This is a genomic window from Enterobacter sp. kpr-6 (assembly GCF_900116015.1).
GTDB lineage: Bacteria > Pseudomonadota > Gammaproteobacteria > Enterobacterales > Enterobacteriaceae > Enterobacter_D.
In genome coordinates this window covers 886,430-908,747 of sequence record NZ_FOYH01000001.1, presented here as the reverse complement: position 1 = coordinate 908,747, position 22,318 = coordinate 886,430, and the positions used below count along the sequence as shown (strand labels likewise).

Here is a 22,318-nt window from a genome sequence, read left to right as displayed (position 1 = left end):
TTTAAAGTTAACCACTGCTTAAAAATATACCAGTTGATTTGCGTAAAACGAAAGCAACTGGCGCATAATGCTGCGCCAGTCAGGAACAAAGCGGCTAGCCGCTAATTAATGCTGCAAAATATACATTGTGCGGCTGTACGCCACATCTTCAGGGTTATTAATGGGATACCCTTTCAGCCACGGCTTAATTAAACGCCCGTTGCTGTACTGGTAAATAGGTGCAATCGGCGCTTTTTCAGCGATCATTTTTTCGGCGGTATTGTAATCAGCATTGCGGGCTTCCGCGGTGGTTTCAAGGGAGGCCTGGCTGATGACTTTATCGTAAGCCGGATCGTTAAAGCGTGAAATGTTGCCGCTGTGGGTGGAGGTCAGCAACGACAGGAAGGTTGACGGTTCGTTGTAATCCCCGACCCACGAGGCGCGGATCACATCGAAGTTGCCGCTGTTGCGGCTGTCGATATAGGTTTTCCACTCCTGGTTTTGCAGTTTCACGTCCACGCCGAGATTTTTCTTCCACATTGACGCCACAGCGATAGCAATCTTTTGGTGCGTTTCCGAGGTGTTATACAGCAACGTCAGCTTAAGCGGACGCTGCGGACCGTATCCGGCGGCCTGCAAAAACATTCTCGCCTGCTCGTTGAGTTCCGCCTGGCTCATCTGCTCTTGTTGCAACGGTTGCGCTTTAAAACCTGCGGTCACATCAGGCGTAAAACGCCATGCCGGTTTCTCGCCCGTACCGAGCACTTTCTCGGCCATCAAGCGCCTGTCGATAGAGAGGCTTAACGCCAGGCGCACGCGCGCATCTGCCGTCGGTCCCTTTTGCGTGTTGAACGCATAGTAATAGGTGCCCAGTTGAGGCGGCGTGTAAACCTGGCCCGGAATATCTTTCATTAATTTCTGGTAGAGGTTTTTCGGGAAGGATTCGGTAATGTCGATGTCGTCAGCCAGATAGCGTTTGGTGGCGGCGCTTTCCTGATTGATCGGCACAAAAGTGACTTTTTGCACCACTGTTTTCGCGTTGTCCCAGTAATGGGGATTCGGCGTGACCACCAGTTTTTCATTCACCACGCGCTCTTTAAGTACATACGCGCCATTGCCGATCAAATTGCCCGGCTTCGTCCAGTCCGACCCGGTTTCGGCATTGCCTTTTTGCACCGGATAAAAGGCAAAACTGGCCGCCAGATTCGCAAACCACGGCAATGGATTATCCAGTTGCACACGCAGCGTATGCGCGTCGATGGCACTCACGCCAAGTTTATCGGGTGTGGCTTTGCCATCAATAATATTCTGTGCATTGCCGATCCCGGCAAGCGCGGCAAACCACGCGAACGGTGAGGTGGTTTTCGGATCGACCAGCCGCTGCCAGCTATAGACAAAATCCTGTGCGGTGACCGGGGTGCCATCTGACCATTTGGCGTCATTGCGCAAGGTAAACGTCCAGATGCGGTTGTCGTTGCTCTGCCATTTGGTCGCCACGCCGGGCACCAGTTCGCCCTTCTCATTCTGGTTGACCAGCCCTTCAAACAGATCGCGGATCACCTGAATTTCCGGCAGCCCCACTGCTTTGGCCGGATCCAGCGATGCAGGCTCATCTTTAATATGACGAACCAGCTCCTGTTTTTTCGCAAGCTGAGTACCGGCAGGCACGTCGGCGGCAAAAGAAACAGCAGAAAGGCCGCTAAGCCCGAGCGCAAAGCAGATTAACGAAACGGAATGCTTCATGAGATCCCCTCAAAACAATGAATGCCAGCAGGCAAAAGATGAGGTAATTATTTGTTTTAACTAATGGGAAAGCAAACGAATCACCGAATAAAATAACAATTTGAAAAGCCGTGGGTTTTGCTCAACACTTTCATTCATCATCCGCCACATTAAGAATAACTATGTCTCAATTACGCCCGCGCGCTGAACGGGGCGCATTTCCACCCGGTACGGAACATTATGGCCGCTCCGTGCTTGGCGCGCCGCTGCTCTGGTTCCCGGCACCCCAGGCGCTGGACGATAGCGGTCTGATCATTGCCGGTACGCACGGTGATGAAAACGCCGCAATGGTGACGCTTTCCTGCGCATTACGCACGCTCAGCCCGGATTTGCGCCATCACCACGTGGTGCTGGCCGTTAACCCGGATGGCTGCCAGTTAGGGTTACGCGCCAATGCCAACGGTGTCGATCTCAACCGTAATTTTCCGGCTGCCAACTGGCAGGCGGGCGAGACGGTTTACCGCTGGAACAGCGCCGCCGAAGATCGCGATGTGGTGTTGTTAACCGGCGAGACGCCCGGCTCAGAGCCCGAAACCCAGGCGCTGTGCCAGTTGATTCACCGCATCCATCCGGCGTGGGTAGTGTCATTTCACGATCCGTTAGCCTGTATAGAAGATCCCCGGCAAAGCGAGCTGGGTGCGTGGCTGGCACAGGGTTTTGCGCTGCCGCATGTCACCAGCGTCGGCTATGAGACGCCCGGTTCGTTTGGTAGCTGGTGTGCGGATATTGGTTTGCCGTGCATCACCGCAGAATTCCCGCCCGTGTCCAACGACGAAGCGAGCGAGAAATATCTGCATGCGATGATGGGACTACTTCGCTGGACGTCTCACAGATGAAGCTCGCCGGTGGTAAAGCGCAGTGCAGGCTCAACGTCTACCGCCAGCCAGGTGGGACCATCCAGATCGGAAAAGCGGACGTAATCCACCAGCGGTAACGCGGCGCTGATGGCGCGTGAGGTGCACAACATGCAGCCCAGCATCAGGCCCAGTCCCTGCGATTGCGCGGCTTTTGCCAGCGCCAGCGCTTCGGTCAGGCCACCTGCTTTATCGAGCTTGATGTTGATCATCTCATAGCGCCCCTGTAAGGCCTCAAGCGATGTGCGTGTATGGCAGCTTTCGTCGGCGCAAATCGGCAGCGGGTGGATAAAGTTGGCCAGTGCCGCATCTTCTGCAGCGGCAAGCGGCTGCTCCAGCATCGCCACGCCGAGATCTGCCAGCAACTGACAGCGTGCCGCCAGCCCTTCGCTATGCCAGGATTCATTGGCATCGACAATCAATGTGGCGTCAGGCACGGCGGTTCGCACGGCCACCAGCCGTTCAGTGATCAGATGATCGTCGAGTTTCACTTTCAGCAGACGCGCGCCATTCGCCCACAGCGCCGAGGCGCTGGCCGCCATCTGGTCCGGGGTGCCAATCACAACCGTTTGCGCGGTGGTCACGCTTTTTGGCAGCACGGTACTGAGATAATCGGTCAGCGACGATCCGGCGACGCGGGATTCCAGATCCCACAGCGCACTGTCCACCGCATTTCGCGCCGCGCCTGCCGGTAACAGTGTCTGCAATTCCTGACGGCTTAATCCGCTCTCCAGTTGCGGTGCGATGGTCATGATTTGGGCAATTACCGAGGCCGCGCTTTCGCCATATCGAGGATAAGGCGTGCATTCACCCACCGCTTTAACGCCATTTTCTTCCAGTTCCACTACCACCACCCGCGCCTCGTTACGGCTGCCGCGTGAAATCACAAACGGCGTATGTAACGGCCAGGTTTCTTCATAGACCTTAACGGCTCTCATCCCGTGCTCCTTTGATGGAATTCACCTGATTATAGCGATGAAAATAGATTTGCCGTCTCTGAGAATGATCCCGTAAACTAGCCGCGACGTTAACTATTTGTAAACAGGAAGATATTCATGTCACAACTCGTTCATTTCCAGGGTAATCCGGTTGCAGTTGCAGGTACCATTCCACAGGCTGGCAGCAACGCGCCTGCCTTCACGCTGGTGGCTAAAGATTTAACCGACGTCACGCTGAGCCAGTTTGCGGGCAAGCGTAAAGTGCTGAACGTATTCCCGAGCATTGATACCGGCGTTTGCGCGGCATCCGTGCGTAAATTCAACCAGCTGGCGACTGAGATGAAAGACACGGTTGTTCTGTGCATCTCCGCTGACCTGCCGTTCGCGCACTCCCGTTTCTGCGGCGCAGAAGGTCTGAGCAACGTGATCACGCTGTCAACGCTGCGTAACGCTGAGTTTCTGGAAAACTACGGGATCGGCATCAATGAAGGCGCACTGAAAGGCCTGGCGGCCCGTGCGGTGATCGTGATTGATGAAAATGACAAAGTGGTATTCAGCCAGCTGGTGAATGAAATCACCAACGAGCCGGATTATGACGCCGCGCTGTCTGCACTGAAAGCGTAAGAACCGTTTGATTGCCCGGCGGCTCAGGCTTGCCGGGCCTGCAACACGCCACCCGGCACAACCGTTTACTCGTCGCCCTTCTTCTGGCTCAAACCATATTCACGCAATTTATTCGCAATCGCCGTGTGCGATACGCCGAGTCGTTTCGCCAGTTTACGCGTGCTGGGATAGCTGCGGTAAAGCTGTGTTAACACCGAGCGTTCAAACCGGCTGGTGATATCGTCCAGCGACCCTTCCATCGCTTCTTCGCCCACCGCCACGGTGCTGACATCGTAGTCCGGCAGCAGAATATCCTGCGGACGTAACTCATAGCCTTCAAGCTGCGTGAGCGCGCGATACACCGCGTTTTTCAACTGGCGCACGTTACCCGGCCAGGTGTAGCGCGTCAGCACGGTGTTAAGATCGGCGGCCAGTTTCGGCCGCGGTACGCCCTGCTCATCGGCGAAGCGGGCAACAAACAGTTCCGTTAACGGCATGATGTCCTGCGTGCGATCGCGTAGCGGCGGCAGATTCAGCGTCAGCACGTTCAGGCGATAATAGAGATCTTCCCGGAACTCGCCCTTTTGCACCAGCTCAACCAGGTTTTTCTGCGTGGCGCAAATCACCCGCACATCGACATGCACCTCGTGATCTTCCCCCACCCGGCGGAAGGTGCCGTCGTTCAGAAAACGCAGCAGTTTGACCTGCATACGCGGCGACATTTCACCGATTTCATCCAGCAGCACCGAACCGCCGTTGGCCTGCTCGAAAAAGCCTTTCTTGCCTTCCGGCGCATGACCGAAAAGCTCGCTTTCCACGGCATCTTCAGGAATAGAGGCGCAGTTCAGCGCCAGGTACGGCTTCGCGGCGCGCGGGCTGGCGAGATGACAGGCGTGGGCCAGCAAATCTTTACCGGTGCCGGTATCGCCGACGATCAACAGCGGCGCGGTCAGCATCGCCAGCTTGCACGCCTGCTCCACCACATGACGCATTTTCGGGCTGACGGCCACAATCTGACTGAACGCGCTCACGTCCTGGCTGGAAAGATTTTGTAGCTGGCGACCCATGCGTGCGGTTGAGCGCAGCATCACCACTGCGCCCGTGAGTACCGGATGACCACCCTCGCCTTCCAGATGCACCGGGGTGATCTCCATCAGGAAATCCTGCCCGTTAATCACCACGTGTTCGTTATGCGACGCCTGCGGATTGCCATCCAGCCAGCGCTGGAAATTGAAGCCGGGGATCAACTGAAGCACGGTGACATTGCGCAATTTGTTCTGGCTAAGGCCAAAAAGCTGGCAACTGGCCGGGTTCGCCAGATCGGGTTTGCATTTCATATCCAGCGACAGTACCGGTTCCGGCAGCGCTTCCAGAATGGCGCTCAGCGCGAGATGTTCACGCTCTGACGGCATCCATAACACGGTACGCACGTCCGTCACATTGGGGATGCGGCGGATTTCCGCCATCAGGCTGCTGAAATGCTGGAACTCCAGCTCGGCAAAGTTCAGGTAAATCCGGCCAATCGGGTCAATTTCAATGCCGCGTAAATCAATGCCGCGCAGCACCAGTAAATCGAGTAACTCGCGGGTCAGACCAAGACGGTCTTCACAAAAAACTTCAAGACGCATGGGAATCTTCACCCTGTCAGTCAACGTATCGCGGAATGATATGCCACTTATTCAGCGGCAGGAAGAGAGCTGTCAATAAATATTGACAGTATGGCGGAAATTACGCCGCCCTGCTGTAAAGTTATACGTTCAGTGCCCGAAATCCGGGCACTGACATCAGGCGGTCGGCTTGCTCTTTTGCAACGTCTCTTTCAACTGACCGATGAGCTGGCGGCGGAAATCCCCCAGCCGGGGTTTGTCGTCGTCGATCCACGGCAGCGGTCGGCATAACTCCATCGCTTTAATACCCAGACGCGCCGTGAGCAGGCCCGCGCCGATACCCTGCGCGGCGCGGGCGGAAAGGCGTGCCGCCAGATCCTGCGATACCCAGTCCATGCCCACTTCACGCACCAGTTCGCTGGCCCCGGCAAAGGCGATATTCAGTAAGACCAGGCGAAACAGCCGCAGCCGGCTGTAATACCCCAGATCAATGCCGTACAGCCGGGCGATGCGATTGATGAGGCGCAGGTTGCGCCAGGCGATAAACGCCATATCCACCACAGCCAGCGGGCTGACGGCAATCATCAGCGTCGATTCGGCGGCAGAACGGCTGATCTCGCGCCGCGCCTGGGCGTCCAGCACGGGCTGCACCAGATGGGCGTACAGCGTGACAATTTCCCGGTCGCTTTGCGTCTCATGGATCGCCGCGTACCAGCGTTGCAGCGCGGGATGCGCCTGATCGATACCCGCCTGCTGCGCCAGCTTCTCGCAAAACGCGCGCCCCTTGCCGGTACCGTGGCTGTGCAGCAGATCGCGGGCTTCATCACGCTCCTCCGCGCGCTGGCGTAAACGCCACAGGCGACGCCATTCTGTCGCCACCGATCCAACGCCCGCACCGATAATCAGCGCTCCCGCCGCACAACCGCCGAGCGCCACCCAGTCCTGGGTCTGCCAGGCGTGCATCGTCCATTGCACTCCCTGTCCGACCACGCTTGCCCCAAACAGCGCCAGCCCGGTCATCACCATTTTGCGCCACAGGCTGCGCTTCGGACGCAATGCCGCCTCGATCACCGCTTCCGGTTGCTCATCATCAATCAGCGTTTCATCCACCTTTGTCGGGGCGAATTTATCCGCCTGCGGGCCATCAAACATCTGCGCCGATTTGAACGTTTCGGTTTTATCCGCCTCCAGCGGCCCGGCAAAATCAATGCGCGGTTTCAGCGGTTCGTTCATCGCAATTTATCTCCTGTTAAAAACTCCAGCGCGGCATCAAGACGGATATGCGGCAGCGGGCTGTCCACATCCAGCACCTGCGGGCGAAACGCCTCAAACTGAAAGCCCTGCTTCTCCCAGAACGCCTGGCCCGGCAGGCGGGGCGGCACTTCGCCGGGATAAACAGTCAGCGGTGCGCCATCGCTCTCGCGATGCCCGCGCAGCGCCGGGATCTTTTCACCGTTAACATCAACCAGCCCGCTCTGGGTCGCCTGCACAGCGGCAAGCCCCAGGCAATCCATGCTGATGCCTTCAAAAGCGGCATTTTGCCAGGCGTCCTGGATCAACTGCTGCAGCAACGACACCATATTGGCGTGCTGATCGACCGTCACGTGATCGGCTTTGGTGGCGGCAAACAGCAGCTTGTCGATCACCGGGGAAAACAGGCGGCGGAACAGCGTGCGCTGACCGTAGTGAAAACTCTGCATCAGTTGCGTGAGCGCCAGCCGCATATCGTTGAACGCCTGCGGCCCGCTGTTCAGCGGTTGCAGACAGTCCACCAGCACGATCTGGCGGTCAAAGCGCAGGAAGTGATTTTTATAGAATCCCTTCACCACTTTTTCGCAGTAATAGTTAAAGCGCTCGCGCAGCATCCCGGCGTTGGTACTTTTATCCGCCTGCGCCAGCTTCGCCTCACCGATGGCGTCAACGTCCGGCCAGGGGAAGAATTGCAGCGCGGGCGCGCCCGCCATATCACCGGGCAGCACGAAACGCCCCGGCTGAATAAAATGCAGCCCCTGCCGTTTGCACTGGTGCAGATAGTCCGTCCAGGCATCCGCAATCTCAGCAAGCCGGTTCTCATCAGCCGGTGCCAGCGGATCAAGGCCGTCACACAACTCCTGCCAGCGGGTTGCCCAGATTTTCCGGTCGCCCTGCAACAGCCCCGTCATCTGACGCGACCAGGTCAGGTAATCCTGCGCCAGCATGGGGAGATCCAGCAGCCATTCACCGGGGTAATCGACGATTTCCAGATAAAGCGTGGACGTGTCTTTGAAATGGCGCAGCAGCGACTCACTGGAGCGGTAACGCAGCGCAAGACGGATTTCGCTGACGCCGCGCGTTGGCGTCGGCCAGTCCGGGGGCGTGCCGTAAAGTTTGGCGATCCCTTCATCATAGGTAAAACGCGGAATGCCGAAATCACGCTGCGGCACGCGCTTCACACCCAGAAGGCGCTCTTCACGCACCACGCTAAACAGCGGTAGTCGTGAGCCGTTGTGCACGTTCAGCAACTGATTAACCAACGAGGTGATAAACGCCGTCTTACCGCTGCGGCTCAGGCCCGTCACCGCCAGCCGCAGGTGTCGGTCCATCCCGCGATTGACCAGCGCACTGAATTCATTTTTTATTCTGTTCATCGCATCCTGCCTGGGCGTGTATAAACATAGTGAATAGTTAATGGGGGTAATGCCGCAGGAATCAAATCCTTCGCCCCTGTTTTACAGGCTTTTTACAGTATGGATGGTGAATAGACAGCCTGTAAGTGGTTGAGTAATATGTTACCTCTTTTGGCACAGAACAGGACCGGCTCCGCCATGTCCCCTACTATTTATGATATTGCCCGTGTTGCCGGGGTTTCAAAATCAACGGTGTCACGCGTATTAAATAACCAGACCAATATTTCACCCGAAGCGCGGGTGCGGGTATTAGAAGCGATCGACGCGTTAAAATACCAGCCAAATAAACTGGCGCGTGCGCTGACCTCTAATGGTTTTGATGCGATCATGGTTATATCCACCCGCTCAACCAAAACCACCGCCGGTAATCCTTTTTTCTCGGAAGTGCTTCATGCCATTACCGCCCGCGCCGAACTGGAAGGGTTCGACGTGGTATTGCAGACCTCAAAAAATAGCGAAGACGATCTGCAAAAGTGCATATCCAAAATTAAGCAGAAGATGATCAAGGGCATTATTATGCTCAGCTCGCCCACCGACGAATCTTTTTTTGAAGCGCTGGACAGCTATTCCATTCCTGTGGTGGTGATTGGCAAAGTCGAGGGGGAATTTAACAACGTCTGCTCCGTCGATACGGATAATTACCATGACAGCATCATGTTAACTGAAACGCTCATTAATCAGGGCCGCCGTCGAATTGGCTGCCTGCATGCGCCGCTGGATTATCACGTTTCTGTCGATCGCCTGGCGGGTTTTAAACAGTGCCTCGCCGCACATGATATTACTGTGCAAAATTCCTGGGTGGTGGATGGCGGTTATACCAATGAATCGGCGCTGGCGGCCGCAGAAAAGTTACTGAGCGGCGAGTCGCGGCCTGATGCGATTTTTGCCACCGACAGCCTGAAATTAATGAGTCTGTACCGCATCGCCCATGAAAAAGGCATCGTGATTGGCGAAGAGCTTACTTTGGTCGGCTACAGTAACGATATGCTGAGCTTTTTATTATCGCCGCCGCCGGTACGCATTGAAGTACCCATTCATGAATTAGGCACCCTGGGCAGCGCGTTATTATTCAGCAAAATTGCGGGTAACGCCGTTCCCGCACGCACGCGGGTTGCCACCACGCTGGCGTCCCAGTAAATAAACTACGGGTGGCACATTTGTCGCCACCCGTTTGTTCATCAGAAGCTGTAATTCACACCGACACCGGCGTAATGGAAACGATCGTCGGATCCTTCGTTATGATCCTGCCACTCGTAAGCATATTCCAGAGACATCGACAGACCATTATTGAAATCATAGCCATAGAATAAACCGATACGGTTATAGCTATGCTCTTCGCGGGTAATATCTTCAGACCAGTCCCAGTTGGTCCAGCGATCCAGACCGAGGCGGGTGTACGGCATCAGCGTTGTGCTGCCAAGGGAGATCGGCAGATAAATACGCATTTCCTGGGTCGAGAATTCACCGTTATTGGAATCCGTCACTTCGTTAAAGCCACGTTCTAAATAGTAGTTCGCTTTAAGCGAGACGGTATCGTTGAATTTCCAGGTCACCCCGGTTTCTGTTTCAACACGGCTGTCGGAATAACCGGTTTGATCTAAATCCTGATCGAAGCGGTACAGTGCTAGCCAGCCGCCGAAACGGAGTTGGTCGGACAGTTTCAGATCCCAGTCCGGCATAATTTTATAACGCTGGGTATTCGCGGTTCCGGCATTAGCACCTTCGGCGTCTTTGAAATGGAAGCCGTAATTACGCACGCCGCCGGTCACGCCAAATGAAAAATCATCGCTTTCGACAAACTGGTAATGAATGTCCAGTTCCGGGCGATTGAAATAACCACCACGGGTAAAGTTACTATAATCCGCTGGCCCCTCCTGATACATGGTCATGGCAATTCGCCATGCACCATACGAGGCATTGAAATAGACGGAAGGTTCATATAAACCGTCTTTATCTTCGCCCTGCCCCTCGACGTTTTCAATTTCATACATTGCGCCGATATTATAATGCCAGTTATTTTCTTCAGCCTGAACGCCCGCAGCAGCGCTGCACAGCAACAGGCACGGCAGTACCTTCTTCATGAGAATATCCTTGTAGAACTACAGTGATAAAACGTGTCAGGGAAATTCCTGACACGCAAAAAAGAATAATTATTTCAGGGCGATTTCGCTTTCGCTGTCAAAGAAATGACTCTTCTGCATATCGAACTGAATATTAATATGCTGTGCGGCGCAATAATCTGCATCAGCGCCAGCGCGCAACGTTAATTCGTGACCGCCCACGGTGGCATAGAGCATAAATTCCGCCCCGGTTAATTCTGCCACGCTAATTTGTGCGGCAATACCTTCCGGTTCTGTGACCGGATGAATATCTTCCGGGCGAATGCCCAGCACCACAGGTTTATGTTGATACGCGTCCAGCGTTTCGCGGCAGAGTATTTTTTCCGGAATGGGTAATTTCAGGGTTTCCGTTACAAAATACCCGGCGTCCAGCGTACCGCGAATAAAGTTCATCGCCGGAGAACCGATAAACCCGGCGACAAACATATTTGCCGGTTGGTTATAAACCGTTTTCGGTGCGCCGACCTGCTGGATCACACCGTCTTTCATGATCACGATGCGCGTCGCCATGGTCATGGCTTCGGTCTGATCGTGCGTCACGTAGATCATCGTGGTGTTGAGCTTCTGATGCAGGCGGCTGATTTCCGCACGCATCTGCACACGCAGTTTGGCATCGAGGTTGGAAAGCGGTTCATCCATTAAAAAGACGCCCGCTTCACGCACGATGGCGCGCCCCAGTGCCACACGCTGACGCTGACCGCCGGACAACGCCGCCGGGCGTCGGTCGAGATAGTTTTTCAGCCCCAGGATCTGCGCCGCCCACTGCACGCGCTCGTCGATAATCGCGGCGTCCATCTTCTGCATCTTCAGGCCGAACGCCATGTTGTCGTACACCGACATGTGCGGATAGAGCGCATAGTTCTGGAACACCATGGCGATACCGCGCGATTTGGCGGGCACATCGTTCATGCATACGCCGTCGATCAGTAGCTCGCCGCCGCTGATCTCTTCCAGCCCGGCAATCATTCGCAGGGTGGTGGATTTACCGCAGCCCGACGGTCCGACGAAGACAATAAATTCTTTATCTTCAATCTCCAGGTTGAAGTCCTTCACCACGTGAACCTGGTTGTTGTAGATCTTTTGAATGTGTTTAAGCGAAAGTTGTGCCATCGATCAGTCCCTTTTTCACACAGCCACGCTGTGATGTGTTAACCAGAATGTTTCCAGACGCGCCCAGCTCAGGTCGGCAGTTGACGCCAGGCGCAGATCTGCGCCGGAAAGCTGCTCACCAATGCCAACGGACGCCATGCCGCAGGCATTGATCGCGTCAATACCCGCCTGCGCGTCTTCAATACCGATGCACTGCTCAGGTTTCACGCCCAGCCCCTCACAGGCGGCAATAAAAATCGCCGGATCGGGTTTGGAGCGCGCCACCTTTGCGGCATCGGCGCAAAAATCAAACTGCGCGGTAAGGTTAAGCGCCGCCAGAATGCGCGGTGCATTGAGCGACACCGACGCCAGACCAGTGCGGATGCCCTGCGCGCGCAGCGCGGTCAGCAAGCCGGCAATCCCCGGTAAAATGGAATCGGGGTTGAGCTGAGCGAGTGATTCCACGTAAAGCGCATTTTTGCGCTCGCAGAGTTGCAGACGCTGCGCCTCATCCACGCGCGCTTCTGCCCTGCCGTGGGCGAGAATACGCCGCAGCGACTCGCTCCTGCTGATGCCTTTAAGCTGTTCGTTGATCTTCTCGTCAATGTCGATGCCGATGTCGCGGGCGATGCGCTGCCATGCGAGGAAGTGCAAATGCGCGGTATCGGTGACGACACCATCAAGATCGAAAATCACGGCCTGGGGTTTCATACGTTTGCCTCCTGCGTGGTACCGCTCCCGGTAACAGACCCAATAAATGCCGCCAGCGGTAAAATCTGCCCCGGCTCAACGGTGACTTTTTGCGCGCCGATCCAAAGCGTTAAGCGGGCTGAAAGCGACACCTCCTGCCGGGTGATCGTCAGTTCCACGTGCTCACCCTGCCAGCAAAACGGCACGGTAATGGAGTGCCACTCAGCAGGCAGACACGGATTAAGATGCAGCTCGCCTTCGCGAACGGTGAGGCCCGCAAAGCCCTGCACCGCGCCCAGCCAGATCGCGCCGGTCGCCGCCGCGTGGATACCGTCATCGCAACTGTGCGGCTCCGGCCCTAAGTCGATCAGGCAGGCTTCCTGCCAGAAGCGGTACGCCTGTTCCGGGCGCTGACAGCGGGCAGCGACGATGCCGTGAATGGCCTTGCTGAGCGACGAATCGTGAATGGTGCGCGGTTCGTAGTAGTCCAGGTTGGCGGCCAGTTGCGACGGCGTGAAGCGCGACGGCAGCAGATAGTTGAGCATCACCACATCGGCCTGCTTGAGGATCTGCATCTCATTGACTTCAGCGCGGGAGTAATCCAGCAAAATCGCCTGCGTGCCCTGCTGCGCCTTGTAGCGAGTAAGATCGATAGTCGGCTTGCTGAAGAACGAATCGTCCTGCGCGATCAGCCCGTTTTCATCGGCCTGCGGCAAAGTCAGACGCGCCAGGAAATTCTCCGCGCGGGCGATGAACGCCGCGTCCGGGGAGTCAAAATGCTGATGAAAATGCAGCGCCCGCGCCACGTTGTGATGGGCTAAATAGTTGGTGTACGCGTTGTTATTGACGTGCTCGGTGTATTCATCCGGGCCGATCACATCGTGCAGTTCAAGCTGACCGTTCACCTCAACCGCGCGGCTTATCCAGAAACGCGCGCTTTCCATCAGCAGCGCTAATCCCTGCTTACGCATAAAGTCGTCGTCGCGGGTGGTCTGGTACCAGGCGTCCACCGCCCAGGCGATGTCAGCGACCAGGTGATGTTCCGCCAGCGCCGAGGCGACTTTTTGCCGCAGTCCGGTGCGGATGTTGATGGCGGCAAACTCCGGTGTTTCTTCCTCGCCGCTCCATGCGCTTTCCCACGGGAACAGCGCGCCCTCATAGCCGTTACGTTGCGCCTTCGCCTGAGCGCCCGGAAGATTATGCCAGCGGTAACTCAGCAACTGGCGCGCCACGTCCGGCTGCGTCATCTGGAAGAACGGCAGCAAAAAGACTTCGGTATCCCAGAAAATATGGCCCTTGTAGCCTTCGCCGGTTAAGCCTTTCGCCGCGATGCTGCACCGCTCGCTGTGGGTCGGCGTCATGGCAAAAAGGTGATACAGCGCGAAGTCCAGCGCCCGTTGATCTTCCGGGTTCTGGCTCCCGACCTGCACCCGGCTGTGCTGCCAGCGACGCGCCCACGCCTGCGCTGATTCTGCGAGCAAGGCGTCATAAGGTTGCTCTGCACAGGCAGTTAGCGAGGCCAGCGCCGATTCAGGGGTTGCACCGTCGCGCGAGCAGGCGATCCAGCTTGTTTTCACGATTTCAAACGCGTCGCCGCAACGCACATCCGCACTGATGTGCTGGCTGAGGCGGCGGTTTTTAGCAAAAAAGCGGCTGCCCGCGCCCGCTGGCACAGCGCAGTGGCTGGTGATGATCACCTCGTCCTGGCCGTCCTGGGTGCGATAGCCGCCCTGCAAATAACGCTGGTCGAACACGCGAACGCTGATTTCGTCCAGGTGCTGGCGACCGCTGTTGGTCTGCGTGGCGTCGATGCCGGTGGCGATCGACACGCGGGCGTCTTCGTCCAGCGGCGTGATAACCACGCGGGAGCAGAGCAGTGAGAACTGCGCCATGCTCAAAAAGCGCTGGCAGGCGATCCGGTAGCGGCGACCGTTCGGTGCCACCCAGACCACCGTTCTGCGCAACTCACCGCAGGCAAAATCCAGTTCGCGGTGGTACGTCTCCACGCGGCCTGCCAGCAGGGAGAAAATCTCCCCGTCCAGCTCAATGTGCATGTGCTGCACATCCGGCAAATTGATCAGTTCCGTGGTTTCGCCCTGCCCGGCACGATGGTACAGCCCGGCCATATACATGCCACGGGTCTGGCCGGTATAGGGTTCTTCGTGGCTGGCGCGCACGCCGAGAAAGCCGTTGCCCGCCGCCATCAGGGTGGCAAATTTGTCCAGCGTATGCGGGCTGAAGGATGATTCTTCCAGTGATGTCAGATTTAACATATGTCGACACTCGTTCCCTGTTCTGCCGCCTGATAAATAGCCGCAACAAGCTGCTGGATCAGGTATCCCTGCTCCGCATCTGCGATGCTGACCGGGGCACCCTGCACATGATCGACAAAGGCTTTCATGCTGTTGAAATGCCGGTTGTCGTCTGCTTTTTCACGCTGCATCAGCGTGACCAGCTCGCCGCCTTCATCCTGATAAATATGCGCCGGGAACAGCGATGCCCCGGCGTTGTCACCGCAGAATTCCACGCTCATCACCGACTGCGGCACGATATTCAGTGCAAACGAGGTTTCGAGACGCAGAATGCCGCCGTTGTGAAACTCAAGGGTGGCGAATACCGCATCCTCAACCGTGTAGGTTTTCGGATCCCATTCACCAAACTGCCCGCTGTGCTTGCGCGTTCCCAGTTTCTGGAAGGTATGCGCCGTCACGCGACGTACCGCCGGAAAGCCCAGCACGTACATCGCGGCATCCAGCATGTGAATACCGATGTCGATTAACGGCCCGCCGCCCTGTAGCTCTTTGTTGGTGAACACGCCCCAGCCCGGCACGCCGCAGCGACGCAGCGCTTTCGCGTTGGTGACGTAGATTTCACCCAGCGTGCCCGCTATCACCTGCTCGCGCAGCAGTTGCGTATCCAGCGCAAAGCGATGATGGAAGTCATACGCCAGCACTTTCCCCGCCCGCCGCGCGGCATCGCGCATTTCTGCCGCCTGCTCAGGCGTCATGGCGGGTGGCTTTTCGCACATCACATGGCAGCCGTTCGCCAGCGCCTGGAGAACGTTCTGATGGTGAAAGCGGTTCGGCGAACAGACGCTGACGATATCCGGCTGGCACTGTTGATACATGGCCTGCGCATCCGCAAAAGCGTGCGGGATGCCCAGCCGGGCGGCGAAATCATTCGCCCGCTCGGCTGTGGTATCAACGACCGCGACCAGTTCCAGATCGGGGCGGGTCAGGTAATACGCGGCGTGAACTTTCTCCGCCACCTGCCCCGCACCAACGATGGCAACCTTGAGTTTCTCACTCATCTCGCAGTCGCCCCTCAGCAGGTACGCAAAAATTGCAGGGATTGCTGATAAGCCGCCGCCGGATCTTCAGCGCGGATACGGCCTTCATAGACGATGTAACCGTCATAGCCGTCGGCGCGAAGCTGGTCGAAATGGCGTTTGAAATCGATGCTGCCGCTGCCCGGCTGGTAGCGGTGGTTGTCAGCGATGTGGACGTGGCCCAGCAGATCGCGGTTGGCGTGGAACGCGGCGCTGATATCGTCCTCTTCGATGTTCATGTGATAGAAATCACCGATGATTTTGGTGTGTTTGAGCTTGTTATCCACGATATAGGCGCGGGCTTCAGCCAGGGTGTTGATCATGTGATCCTGGTAGCGGTTCAGCGGCTCAAGGAACACGGTGGTGCCGGTACGCCCCGCCACCTCGTCGAGTTGACGCAGGGAATCGCTGACCGCTTTACGGTCGTCTTCCAGGCTGCGCGGTGAGGTCATCGGCGGCAGACGGAAAGTAAACATGCCCCATGCGGCCGGGACTACGATGCCTTTGCCGCCCACTTCCGCCAGCGCTTCGAGAATGCGGGCGATTTGGATCAGACCGTTTTTACGGCGAACTTCGAGGAAGTCACCGATCCAGCCATCGTAGCCGCCGCAGGCGGTGGTCACAGGCAGGCCCGTTTCCGCGATGGCCGCTTTTACTGCGTCCACGTTTTCTACCAGCAGTTTGCCGTCGATTTCAAAGCCGTCAAAACCCATCGCTTTGATGTATTTAAATTTTTCCAGGATGTCGGTCGGGAAAAATGCCTGGTTCTGTGTTCCGATTTTCATGTGGCTAAAATCCATTTCAGTTAAAAAGTAACGCCCATTTTGATGCTCAGGTCCGGCTGCTGATCGACATACTTCATGTAGCTGTCAGCGCTGTCGTGGAAGGTAACCACCGGGTCGATCAGATCTTCGCAGTTGAGATAGCCGTTCATCAGTAATTCCCAGCAGGTCTCTTCGATGCGCTTGCGGTTCCAGCGCGGGTATTCCGGGTTCGGTTCGCTGGACGCACGGGAGAAGACGATTTTCGCGTTGTTGAAATGCGCTTCGCGGCCCAGGTTGAAGTTGTTGAACGGTTTGGCGAAAGCGACAAAAGAGATGGTGCCGCCGTAAGCCAGACCGCGCAGCGCCGCCTGCAATGCGTCGCTGTGACCGCTGGTTTCGATGATCACATCGGCACCCAGTTTGTTGGTCAGCTTTTTGATTTCCAGGCCCACGTCAGTGCCGATTGGGTTCATGCAGACGTCTGCCCCGTGGCGTTTGGCGATGTCGCAGCGGTGAGCGATTGGGTCCACGCCGATAACCAGGGAAGCGCCCGCTTTTTTCGCCAGTTGAACGGCAATCTGACCGATTGCGCCCAGGCCAACAATAACCACCACGTCACCGACGCGCACGTTACCGTCACGTACGCCGCTCATGGCAAACTGCGCCGGGTCGTAGCACACCGCGTTTTTCCAGCTTGCACCGGCTGGCATTTTGCGCAGTTTGTAGTTGTTAACGGCGTTAACGATCACCGTTTCTGACAGCGGGCCGTAGGTGCAGACCTGATCGCCGATCTGATAATCGGTGACACTGTCACCCATTTCTACGATCTCACCGACCACCATGTTGCCCAGCTGGAACTTGCCGAACTCGATCCCGCGAGCGGCACCTTCGGCACGCGGCACAAACAGGTTCCACTCTGCGGAAAACTCTTCGTCAATGAACGGGCTGGCCGCGCGGAAGTCCACCACTTCGGTGCCGTGTTTCGGCGCGCCGAAGGCGACTTTGATTTTGACTTCATTGGCCTGAACCGGGCGATCTTCGTAGTCAACCAGAGCGGCTACGCGCGGGGCTGTTGCAACTAACTTTTTCATTTGTGACTCCATCACTCCATTAATTGACGGCTTAACCTTTAACGCCGCCAGCTGTTAATCCACTTTTGATAAAACGTTCAGACAGTGCGTACATCACGACGACCGGCAGCGCTGTGACCAGTGAAGCAGCCATCATTCGTCCCCAGACATAATCCGGCGTGCTGAACAGGGTGCTTAAGCCCACTGGCAGCGTGAAGTTCGCCGAACTGGAGAGGAAAATGGAGGCAAACAGATAGTCATTCCACGCCACCATGAAGCAGTAGACGAATACGGAAACCAGCCCCGAAATCGCCAGCGGCACGGTGATGTAAAAAATGATTTGTAGCCGGTTAAGACCGTCCATCATGGCCGCTTCTTCGATCTCATCCGGGATGGTGTCGAAGTAGCTTTTCAGCATGAATACGGCGGTCGGCAGCGTCTGGGTCACCATGGTGATGATCAGCGCCATTTCGGTGTCATAAATGCCAAGCGCGGTGATGATTTTGAACAGCGGCACCACCAGCAAAATGCCCGAGAACATATACACCGCGTAAAAACTGGCGTTGATGGTCATCCGGCCTTTAAAGCGCAGTTTGGACAGGGCATACGCGCCCAGAATGCCAATGAACACTGCGATGGCCGAGGCGGTTAACGCCACCACCAGACTGTTTTTGAAGTAGGTCATGAACGGGAAGATGACCGGGTTAAAAATGTCCAGGTAATGTTCCAGCGTCCACGACTGCGGGAAAATAGTCGGATGGAGCGAGATCGCCTCTTTCGGGCTTTTAAACGACGTCATCAGCATCACGAAGAACGGAAATAACGTCACCACTAAAAACAGCACCAGACCGGCGTAGAAACCCACGCGCCCCAGCACTTTGCGCTTATTTGTTGCCATTGAGATTCACCCGGTTTCTGGTTATCAGGATGACCGCGAAAATGATGATGAACAGCACCACGGAAATAGCCGCCGCTTTGCCCAGATCGTTAAACGCGAACGCCGTTTTGTAGAGATACACGCCGAGGATGTTGACTTTGGTGGTCAGCAGCCAGACATCGGCAAACATGTAGAACATCCAGATGGCACGCAGCGTCACGACCGTCGCCAGCACCGGCATGATCGCGGGCAGCGTCACGATGCGAAAACGTTGCCAGGCATTAGCGCCGTCCATTTCCGCCGCTTCATACAGCGATTTATCGATGGTCTGCAAAATCGCCAGGAACGAGATGAACGCATACGGGAAGTAACGCCAGATGGCGAACAGCACCACGAGGAAAAAGCTGCTGCCGGGGTTGTCAAACCACAGCGGTGCTTCTTCAAACAGGTGCAGCACGTCAACGCCGAGGAAATTCACGATGCCGTAGCCGCTGTTGAACATGTATTTCCAGGCAAACACCAGCGAGATGGACGGCGTCACGTAAGAGAGAATGACCAGCGAACGGGCCGTCTTACGCAGGCGAAATTCCCGGTTGAAAAACAGCGCCACGCCAAGGCCCAGCCCGGTGCTGCCCAGTACCACCAGCGTGGTGTACCAGAAGGTTGTCCATAACGAATGCCAGAATTCGGCATCGGTCAGAATGCTGATGTAGTTTTCCAGTCCGATAAAGCGTGCGCTGATATTCGGATTAAGCGGTAAACGCAGAAAACTGATTTCAATGTTCGACAACATCGGCCAGGCCACTAACCCCCCCAGCAATACCAGGCTGGGGGCAAGTAGCATCATGGCGAACGGCATGTCGGAGCGGCCAGAGAACCACTTCTTCATAGCAACTTATCCTGTGGGTCAGTGTTGTTTCATGAGTTCAACGATGCGCTGCTGACTACGATCCAGCGCCGCATTCGTCTCTTTTTTGCCCACGGTCACGGAGTTGACCATTTCGCTCAACACGGCGGAGCCGGTGATATCGCCCATGCGGGTGAAGTTTTTCTCACCGACGGAGCCAAATACCTGAACGTTAGGGAACTGAGCGATCAGCTCAGCGGGCAGCGTGCCGAAGGCTTTGATCACGTCGTTGTTTTTGTAGCTGTCGGTATCCACGACTGCTTTGGTAACCGGCAGCGCGGCACCCGGCGACATCAGCACCCAGTCAGCGGAGTTCTGTGCCTGCTCCATAAAGGCGATAAATTTCTCAGCCGCTTCGGTTTCCGCTTCTTTTTGTCCGGCGGTGATGGTCAGCGAGGTCAACATGCCGTAGACGGCGGAAGATTTTTCGTTCGGCACCACAAAGCCGAGATCGGCGGGCGTCCCCTCTTTGTAGAAGGCGGGCAGAATGTAGGTGGAGTAGAACGCCATCGGCGTGGTGCCGTTCATAAAGGCGTCTTTAATTTCCATCACATCGTTAGAGCCCGGCATGGTGTACTGCGCCAGATCGCGGTAGTAGTTGAGCGAGGCGAGCATTTCCGGCGAGTTAACGGTCACCTCCCCCGCCGCGTTGAACACGTTGGCGTGGTTTGAGAGCGCAAACTGCGAGAAGGTCTGTTCGGTCATCACGCTTTCTGCCGTTGGCAGCGCGATACCGTATTTTTTATCTTCCGCGTGGGTCATGGCGCGGGCCGCATCCAGCAACTGGGTCCAGTTTTTCGGCTCGCTGACGCCCGCTTTTTCCAGCGCAGATTTGCGATACCAGATGCCGCCAAGCCAGGCGCTGATCGGTACGCCGGTATAAGCGGTGGCGTCTTCGGTGCGCACGATGCGCAGCACGCCGTCATAGAAGCTCGCTTCACCCATATTGCTGATGACTTTTTTGATCGCGTCGCGGTCGATCAGCGCTTCTTTATCCATCACTTTGGCGTAGTCATGGCTCACTTCAATGACTTCCGGCAGTGCGCCAGAACGGGCCAGGGTGATCACTTTGGTGTTGTAGGCGTCTTCTTCTACCGGAACCTGTTTCACAACGATGTTCGGGTTTTGTTTACTGAAACGCTCAATAAGCTGAGTAATAACCGCCTGACGTTCCTGCTCCACTGACGAATGCATAAATTCGATAGTGACCTGTTTTGATTCCTCATCTTTACAACCAGAAAGCAAAGCAGCGGCTATCAACACTGATATCAGTGCTGGTTTTGAGATATTCATTATATTTCCTTATATTAATAGTGAAGCCATAACACCTGATAAGGCTGCATTTGATAAAGCTGATCCCCTTTAATTACCTGACCGGTAATTAATTCATTAAATTCATAATTACTTAAGGGGTATGCCTGAATAGCGTTGCTTAAATTAAACAGCGCAAGAATACGTTCACCGCTGGCGCTGCATCTTTCCATGGCAAATACGGCGTCATTTTCAGAAGAAAGAGTAAACTGACTGTCCGGGTGGAATGCGGCCTGTGATTTTCGCACGGCGACTAAATGCGCTAATTGCTGATAAACGCGCTGGCGTAATGAACCTTCCGTATTAAGTTGCGCTTCAATTTCAGTTAATGAATACTTCTGACGGTTAATGGCGCGGTTATATCCCAGACGCTCGACGCCCGCATAATCATTACGCGAACCCAGAATGCTCTGGATATAAATTGCCGGAACGCCAGGGAAAGCCAGCAAAATAGCGTGGGCCAGCGTAAAGCGCGCCAGACGCTCATCATCGCTGCTGTCGCGCTGATTTAACGCATCCATGTAGGTGACGTTCATTTCATACGGGCTGCGGGTGCCGTCCGGGTTGTTTTTCCAGTTCACCAGCGCGCCTTCGCGTTGCAGTTGCTCCACCAGAGATAAAATTTCATCTTCCGGCAGAATGCCGCGCAGCGGATTCAGGCCAATGCCGTCATGGGAGGAAAGGAAGTTAAACCAGGTGGTGTTGCCTTTTGCGCCCTCGTTCAGCGAGGCGGCCCACTGGCTTAGCGCCGTGGCCTTGCCGGTATGCACGGCGTGCAGCACCAGCGGCGGAAGCGGGAACTGATAAACCATCTGCGCTTCGTCGTAGCCGTTGCCGAGATACGAAATATTATCTTTGTGCGGGACGTTGGTTTCGGTGATCAGCACCGTGCCGGGGGCGACTTCATCGGCAATGGCGCGGAACAGCTTAACCAGTTGATGCGTCTTCTCAAGGTGAATACAACTGGTGCCCACGGTCTTCCACATGTAGCCCACCGCATCCAGACGCACATAATCCGCGCCCTCTTGCAGGTAGTGCAGCAGCACATTGACCATCGCCAGCAGCACAACAGGATTGGCGAAGTTCAGGTCAATTTGATCGTCGCTGAAGGTCGTCCAGATGTGTTCCTGACGTCCATCGGCCAGGGTAAACGGAGAGAGCAGCGGCAGCGCGCGCGGACGGGTCACGCCGGATAAATCCGTAGCGGGATCTTCTGAAATAAAGAAATTGTTATATTGCGGGTCGCACGCCAAATAGCCTTTAAACCATTCGCTTTTTGCCGAAATATGATTACAGACAAAATCGAACATTAATTTGGTGGATTGTTTCAGGCGGGCAATATCAGACCAGTCACCGGCAACCGGATCAACCTGATGATAATCAATGACGGAAAAACCGTCGTCGGAAGACCACGGGTAAAAAGGGAGTAAATGAATATGAGAGAATGTATCTTTTAACCAGTTCTGGTAAAAACCATCGAGCGTTTTTAAGGTTTTTTCATCCTGATGATGAAACTGATCGGCATAGGTGATTAGCACAACGTCCGTTTCATCCCACCCTTCTTTTCTCCTGGTGGCAATAGTTTTCTTGCTCTTTTCGATAACGGAAATAAACGCTTCAATGGCCTCAGCGTTTAACTTTTCATCATAAATAGATGCCAGCAGTTGTTTAATTTTTCGCATTTTACCTTTTCCATGGGAGCGGTACCACGGAACGGAAAATTACGCCCGTTT

General features: G+C 55.7%; 19 protein-coding genes. 3 read left to right on the top strand and 16 right to left on the bottom strand.

Annotation, left to right across the window (positions count from 1 at the left end):
* Positions 1-105: 105 nt before the first annotated feature.
* Positions 106-1,722, bottom strand: a complete 1,617-nt coding sequence (locus tag BM373_RS04305; protein ID WP_090459808.1) for a peptide ABC transporter substrate-binding protein — start codon at positions 1,720-1,722, stop codon at positions 106-108.
* A 161-nt stretch (positions 1,723-1,883) separates the two neighbouring features.
* Between BM373_RS04305 and mpaA the strand changes: the two genes are divergently transcribed.
* Positions 1,884-2,597: a murein tripeptide amidase MpaA gene (gene mpaA / locus BM373_RS04300; RefSeq protein WP_090459807.1), complete on the top strand. Its 714-nt coding sequence runs from the start codon at positions 1,884-1,886 to the stop codon at positions 2,595-2,597.
* Here the strand turns inward: mpaA and ycjG are convergent.
* The gene (gene ycjG, locus BM373_RS04295; protein WP_090459805.1) at positions 2,588-3,553 is read right to left on the bottom strand and encodes an L-Ala-D/L-Glu epimerase; all 966 of its coding nucleotides are present in this window, start codon (positions 3,551-3,553) and stop codon (positions 2,588-2,590) included. The genes mpaA and ycjG overlap by 10 nt on opposite strands.
* Positions 3,554-3,670: 117 nt before the next feature.
* Here ycjG and tpx point away from each other — a divergent pair, with 117 nt between their 5' ends.
* Positions 3,671-4,177 (top strand): thiol peroxidase, encoded by a 507-nt coding sequence (tpx, locus tag BM373_RS04290; protein WP_090459803.1) that lies wholly within the window; start codon positions 3,671-3,673, stop codon positions 4,175-4,177.
* Between the two features lie 65 nt (positions 4,178-4,242).
* Here tpx and tyrR read toward each other — a convergent pair whose 3' ends face one another.
* From tyrR to BM373_RS04275, 3 genes are all read right to left on the bottom strand, one after another.
* The gene (gene tyrR, locus BM373_RS04285) at positions 4,243-5,784 is read right to left on the bottom strand and encodes a transcriptional regulator TyrR (protein ID WP_090459801.1); all 1,542 of its coding nucleotides are present in this window, start codon (positions 5,782-5,784) and stop codon (positions 4,243-4,245) included.
* 156 nt (positions 5,785-5,940) lie between these two features.
* Positions 5,941-6,996: a YcjF family protein gene (locus BM373_RS04280; protein WP_090459798.1), complete on the bottom strand. Its 1,056-nt coding sequence runs from the start codon at positions 6,994-6,996 to the stop codon at positions 5,941-5,943.
* Positions 6,993-8,390 (bottom strand): YcjX family GTP-binding protein, encoded by a 1,398-nt coding sequence (locus BM373_RS04275; RefSeq protein ID WP_090459796.1) that lies wholly within the window; start codon positions 8,388-8,390, stop codon positions 6,993-6,995. Before BM373_RS04275 ends, BM373_RS04280 begins: the two co-directional genes overlap by 4 nt.
* A gap of 177 nt (positions 8,391-8,567) precedes the next feature.
* Between BM373_RS04275 and BM373_RS04270 the strand changes: the two genes are divergently transcribed.
* Positions 8,568-9,566 carry a LacI family DNA-binding transcriptional regulator gene (locus tag BM373_RS04270; protein ID WP_090459793.1) on the top strand — a complete coding sequence of 333 codons (999 nt, stop codon included), beginning with the start codon at positions 8,568-8,570 and terminating at the stop codon, positions 9,564-9,566.
* 41 nt (positions 9,567-9,607) lie between these two features.
* On the opposite strand, the gene BM373_RS04265 is transcribed toward BM373_RS04270, so the two are convergent.
* The 11 genes from BM373_RS04265 to BM373_RS04215 form a co-directional block, all read right to left on the bottom strand.
* Complete coding sequence (locus tag BM373_RS04265) at positions 9,608-10,510, bottom strand: OmpG family monomeric porin (RefSeq protein ID WP_090459791.1); 903 nt, start codon at positions 10,508-10,510, stop codon at positions 9,608-9,610.
* 69 nt (positions 10,511-10,579) lie between these two features.
* A complete protein-coding gene (locus BM373_RS04260; protein ID WP_090459789.1) occupies positions 10,580-11,659 on the bottom strand; it encodes an ABC transporter ATP-binding protein in 1,080 nt (359 codons plus the stop codon).
* Positions 11,660-11,674: 15 nt separating this feature from the next.
* Positions 11,675-12,349 carry a beta-phosphoglucomutase gene (gene pgmB / locus BM373_RS04255; protein ID WP_090459787.1) on the bottom strand — a complete coding sequence of 225 codons (675 nt, stop codon included), beginning with the start codon at positions 12,347-12,349 and terminating at the stop codon, positions 11,675-11,677.
* A complete protein-coding gene (locus BM373_RS04250; RefSeq protein WP_090459785.1) occupies positions 12,346-14,601 on the bottom strand; it encodes a glycoside hydrolase family 65 protein in 2,256 nt (751 codons plus the stop codon). The genes pgmB and BM373_RS04250 overlap by 4 nt, the downstream gene beginning before the upstream one ends.
* Complete coding sequence (locus BM373_RS04245) at positions 14,595-15,638, bottom strand: D-glucoside 3-dehydrogenase (RefSeq protein WP_090459782.1); 1,044 nt, start codon at positions 15,636-15,638, stop codon at positions 14,595-14,597. The genes BM373_RS04250 and BM373_RS04245 overlap by 7 nt, the downstream gene beginning before the upstream one ends.
* Positions 15,639-15,652: 14 nt before the next feature.
* Positions 15,653-16,441 (bottom strand): 3-dehydro-D-guloside 4-epimerase, encoded by a 789-nt coding sequence (locus BM373_RS04240; RefSeq protein WP_090459780.1) that lies wholly within the window; start codon positions 16,439-16,441, stop codon positions 15,653-15,655.
* A gap of 20 nt (positions 16,442-16,461) precedes the next feature.
* On the bottom strand, positions 16,462-17,511 hold the full coding sequence (locus BM373_RS04235) for a D-guloside 3-dehydrogenase (protein WP_090459778.1): 1,050 nt from the start codon (positions 17,509-17,511) through the stop codon (positions 16,462-16,464).
* Between the two features lie 31 nt (positions 17,512-17,542).
* A complete protein-coding gene (locus tag BM373_RS04230) occupies positions 17,543-18,388 on the bottom strand; it encodes a carbohydrate ABC transporter permease (protein WP_090459776.1) in 846 nt (281 codons plus the stop codon).
* Positions 18,375-19,256, bottom strand: a complete 882-nt coding sequence (locus tag BM373_RS04225) for a carbohydrate ABC transporter permease (RefSeq protein ID WP_090459774.1) — start codon at positions 19,254-19,256, stop codon at positions 18,375-18,377. Before BM373_RS04225 ends, BM373_RS04230 begins: the two co-directional genes overlap by 14 nt.
* Positions 19,257-19,274: 18 nt before the next feature.
* Complete coding sequence (locus BM373_RS04220) at positions 19,275-20,567, bottom strand: ABC transporter substrate-binding protein (RefSeq protein WP_090459773.1); 1,293 nt, start codon at positions 20,565-20,567, stop codon at positions 19,275-19,277.
* Between the two features lie 14 nt (positions 20,568-20,581).
* Positions 20,582-22,267: an alpha-amylase family glycosyl hydrolase gene (locus BM373_RS04215; protein ID WP_090459771.1), complete on the bottom strand. Its 1,686-nt coding sequence runs from the start codon at positions 22,265-22,267 to the stop codon at positions 20,582-20,584.
* Positions 22,268-22,318 lie beyond the last annotated feature (51 nt).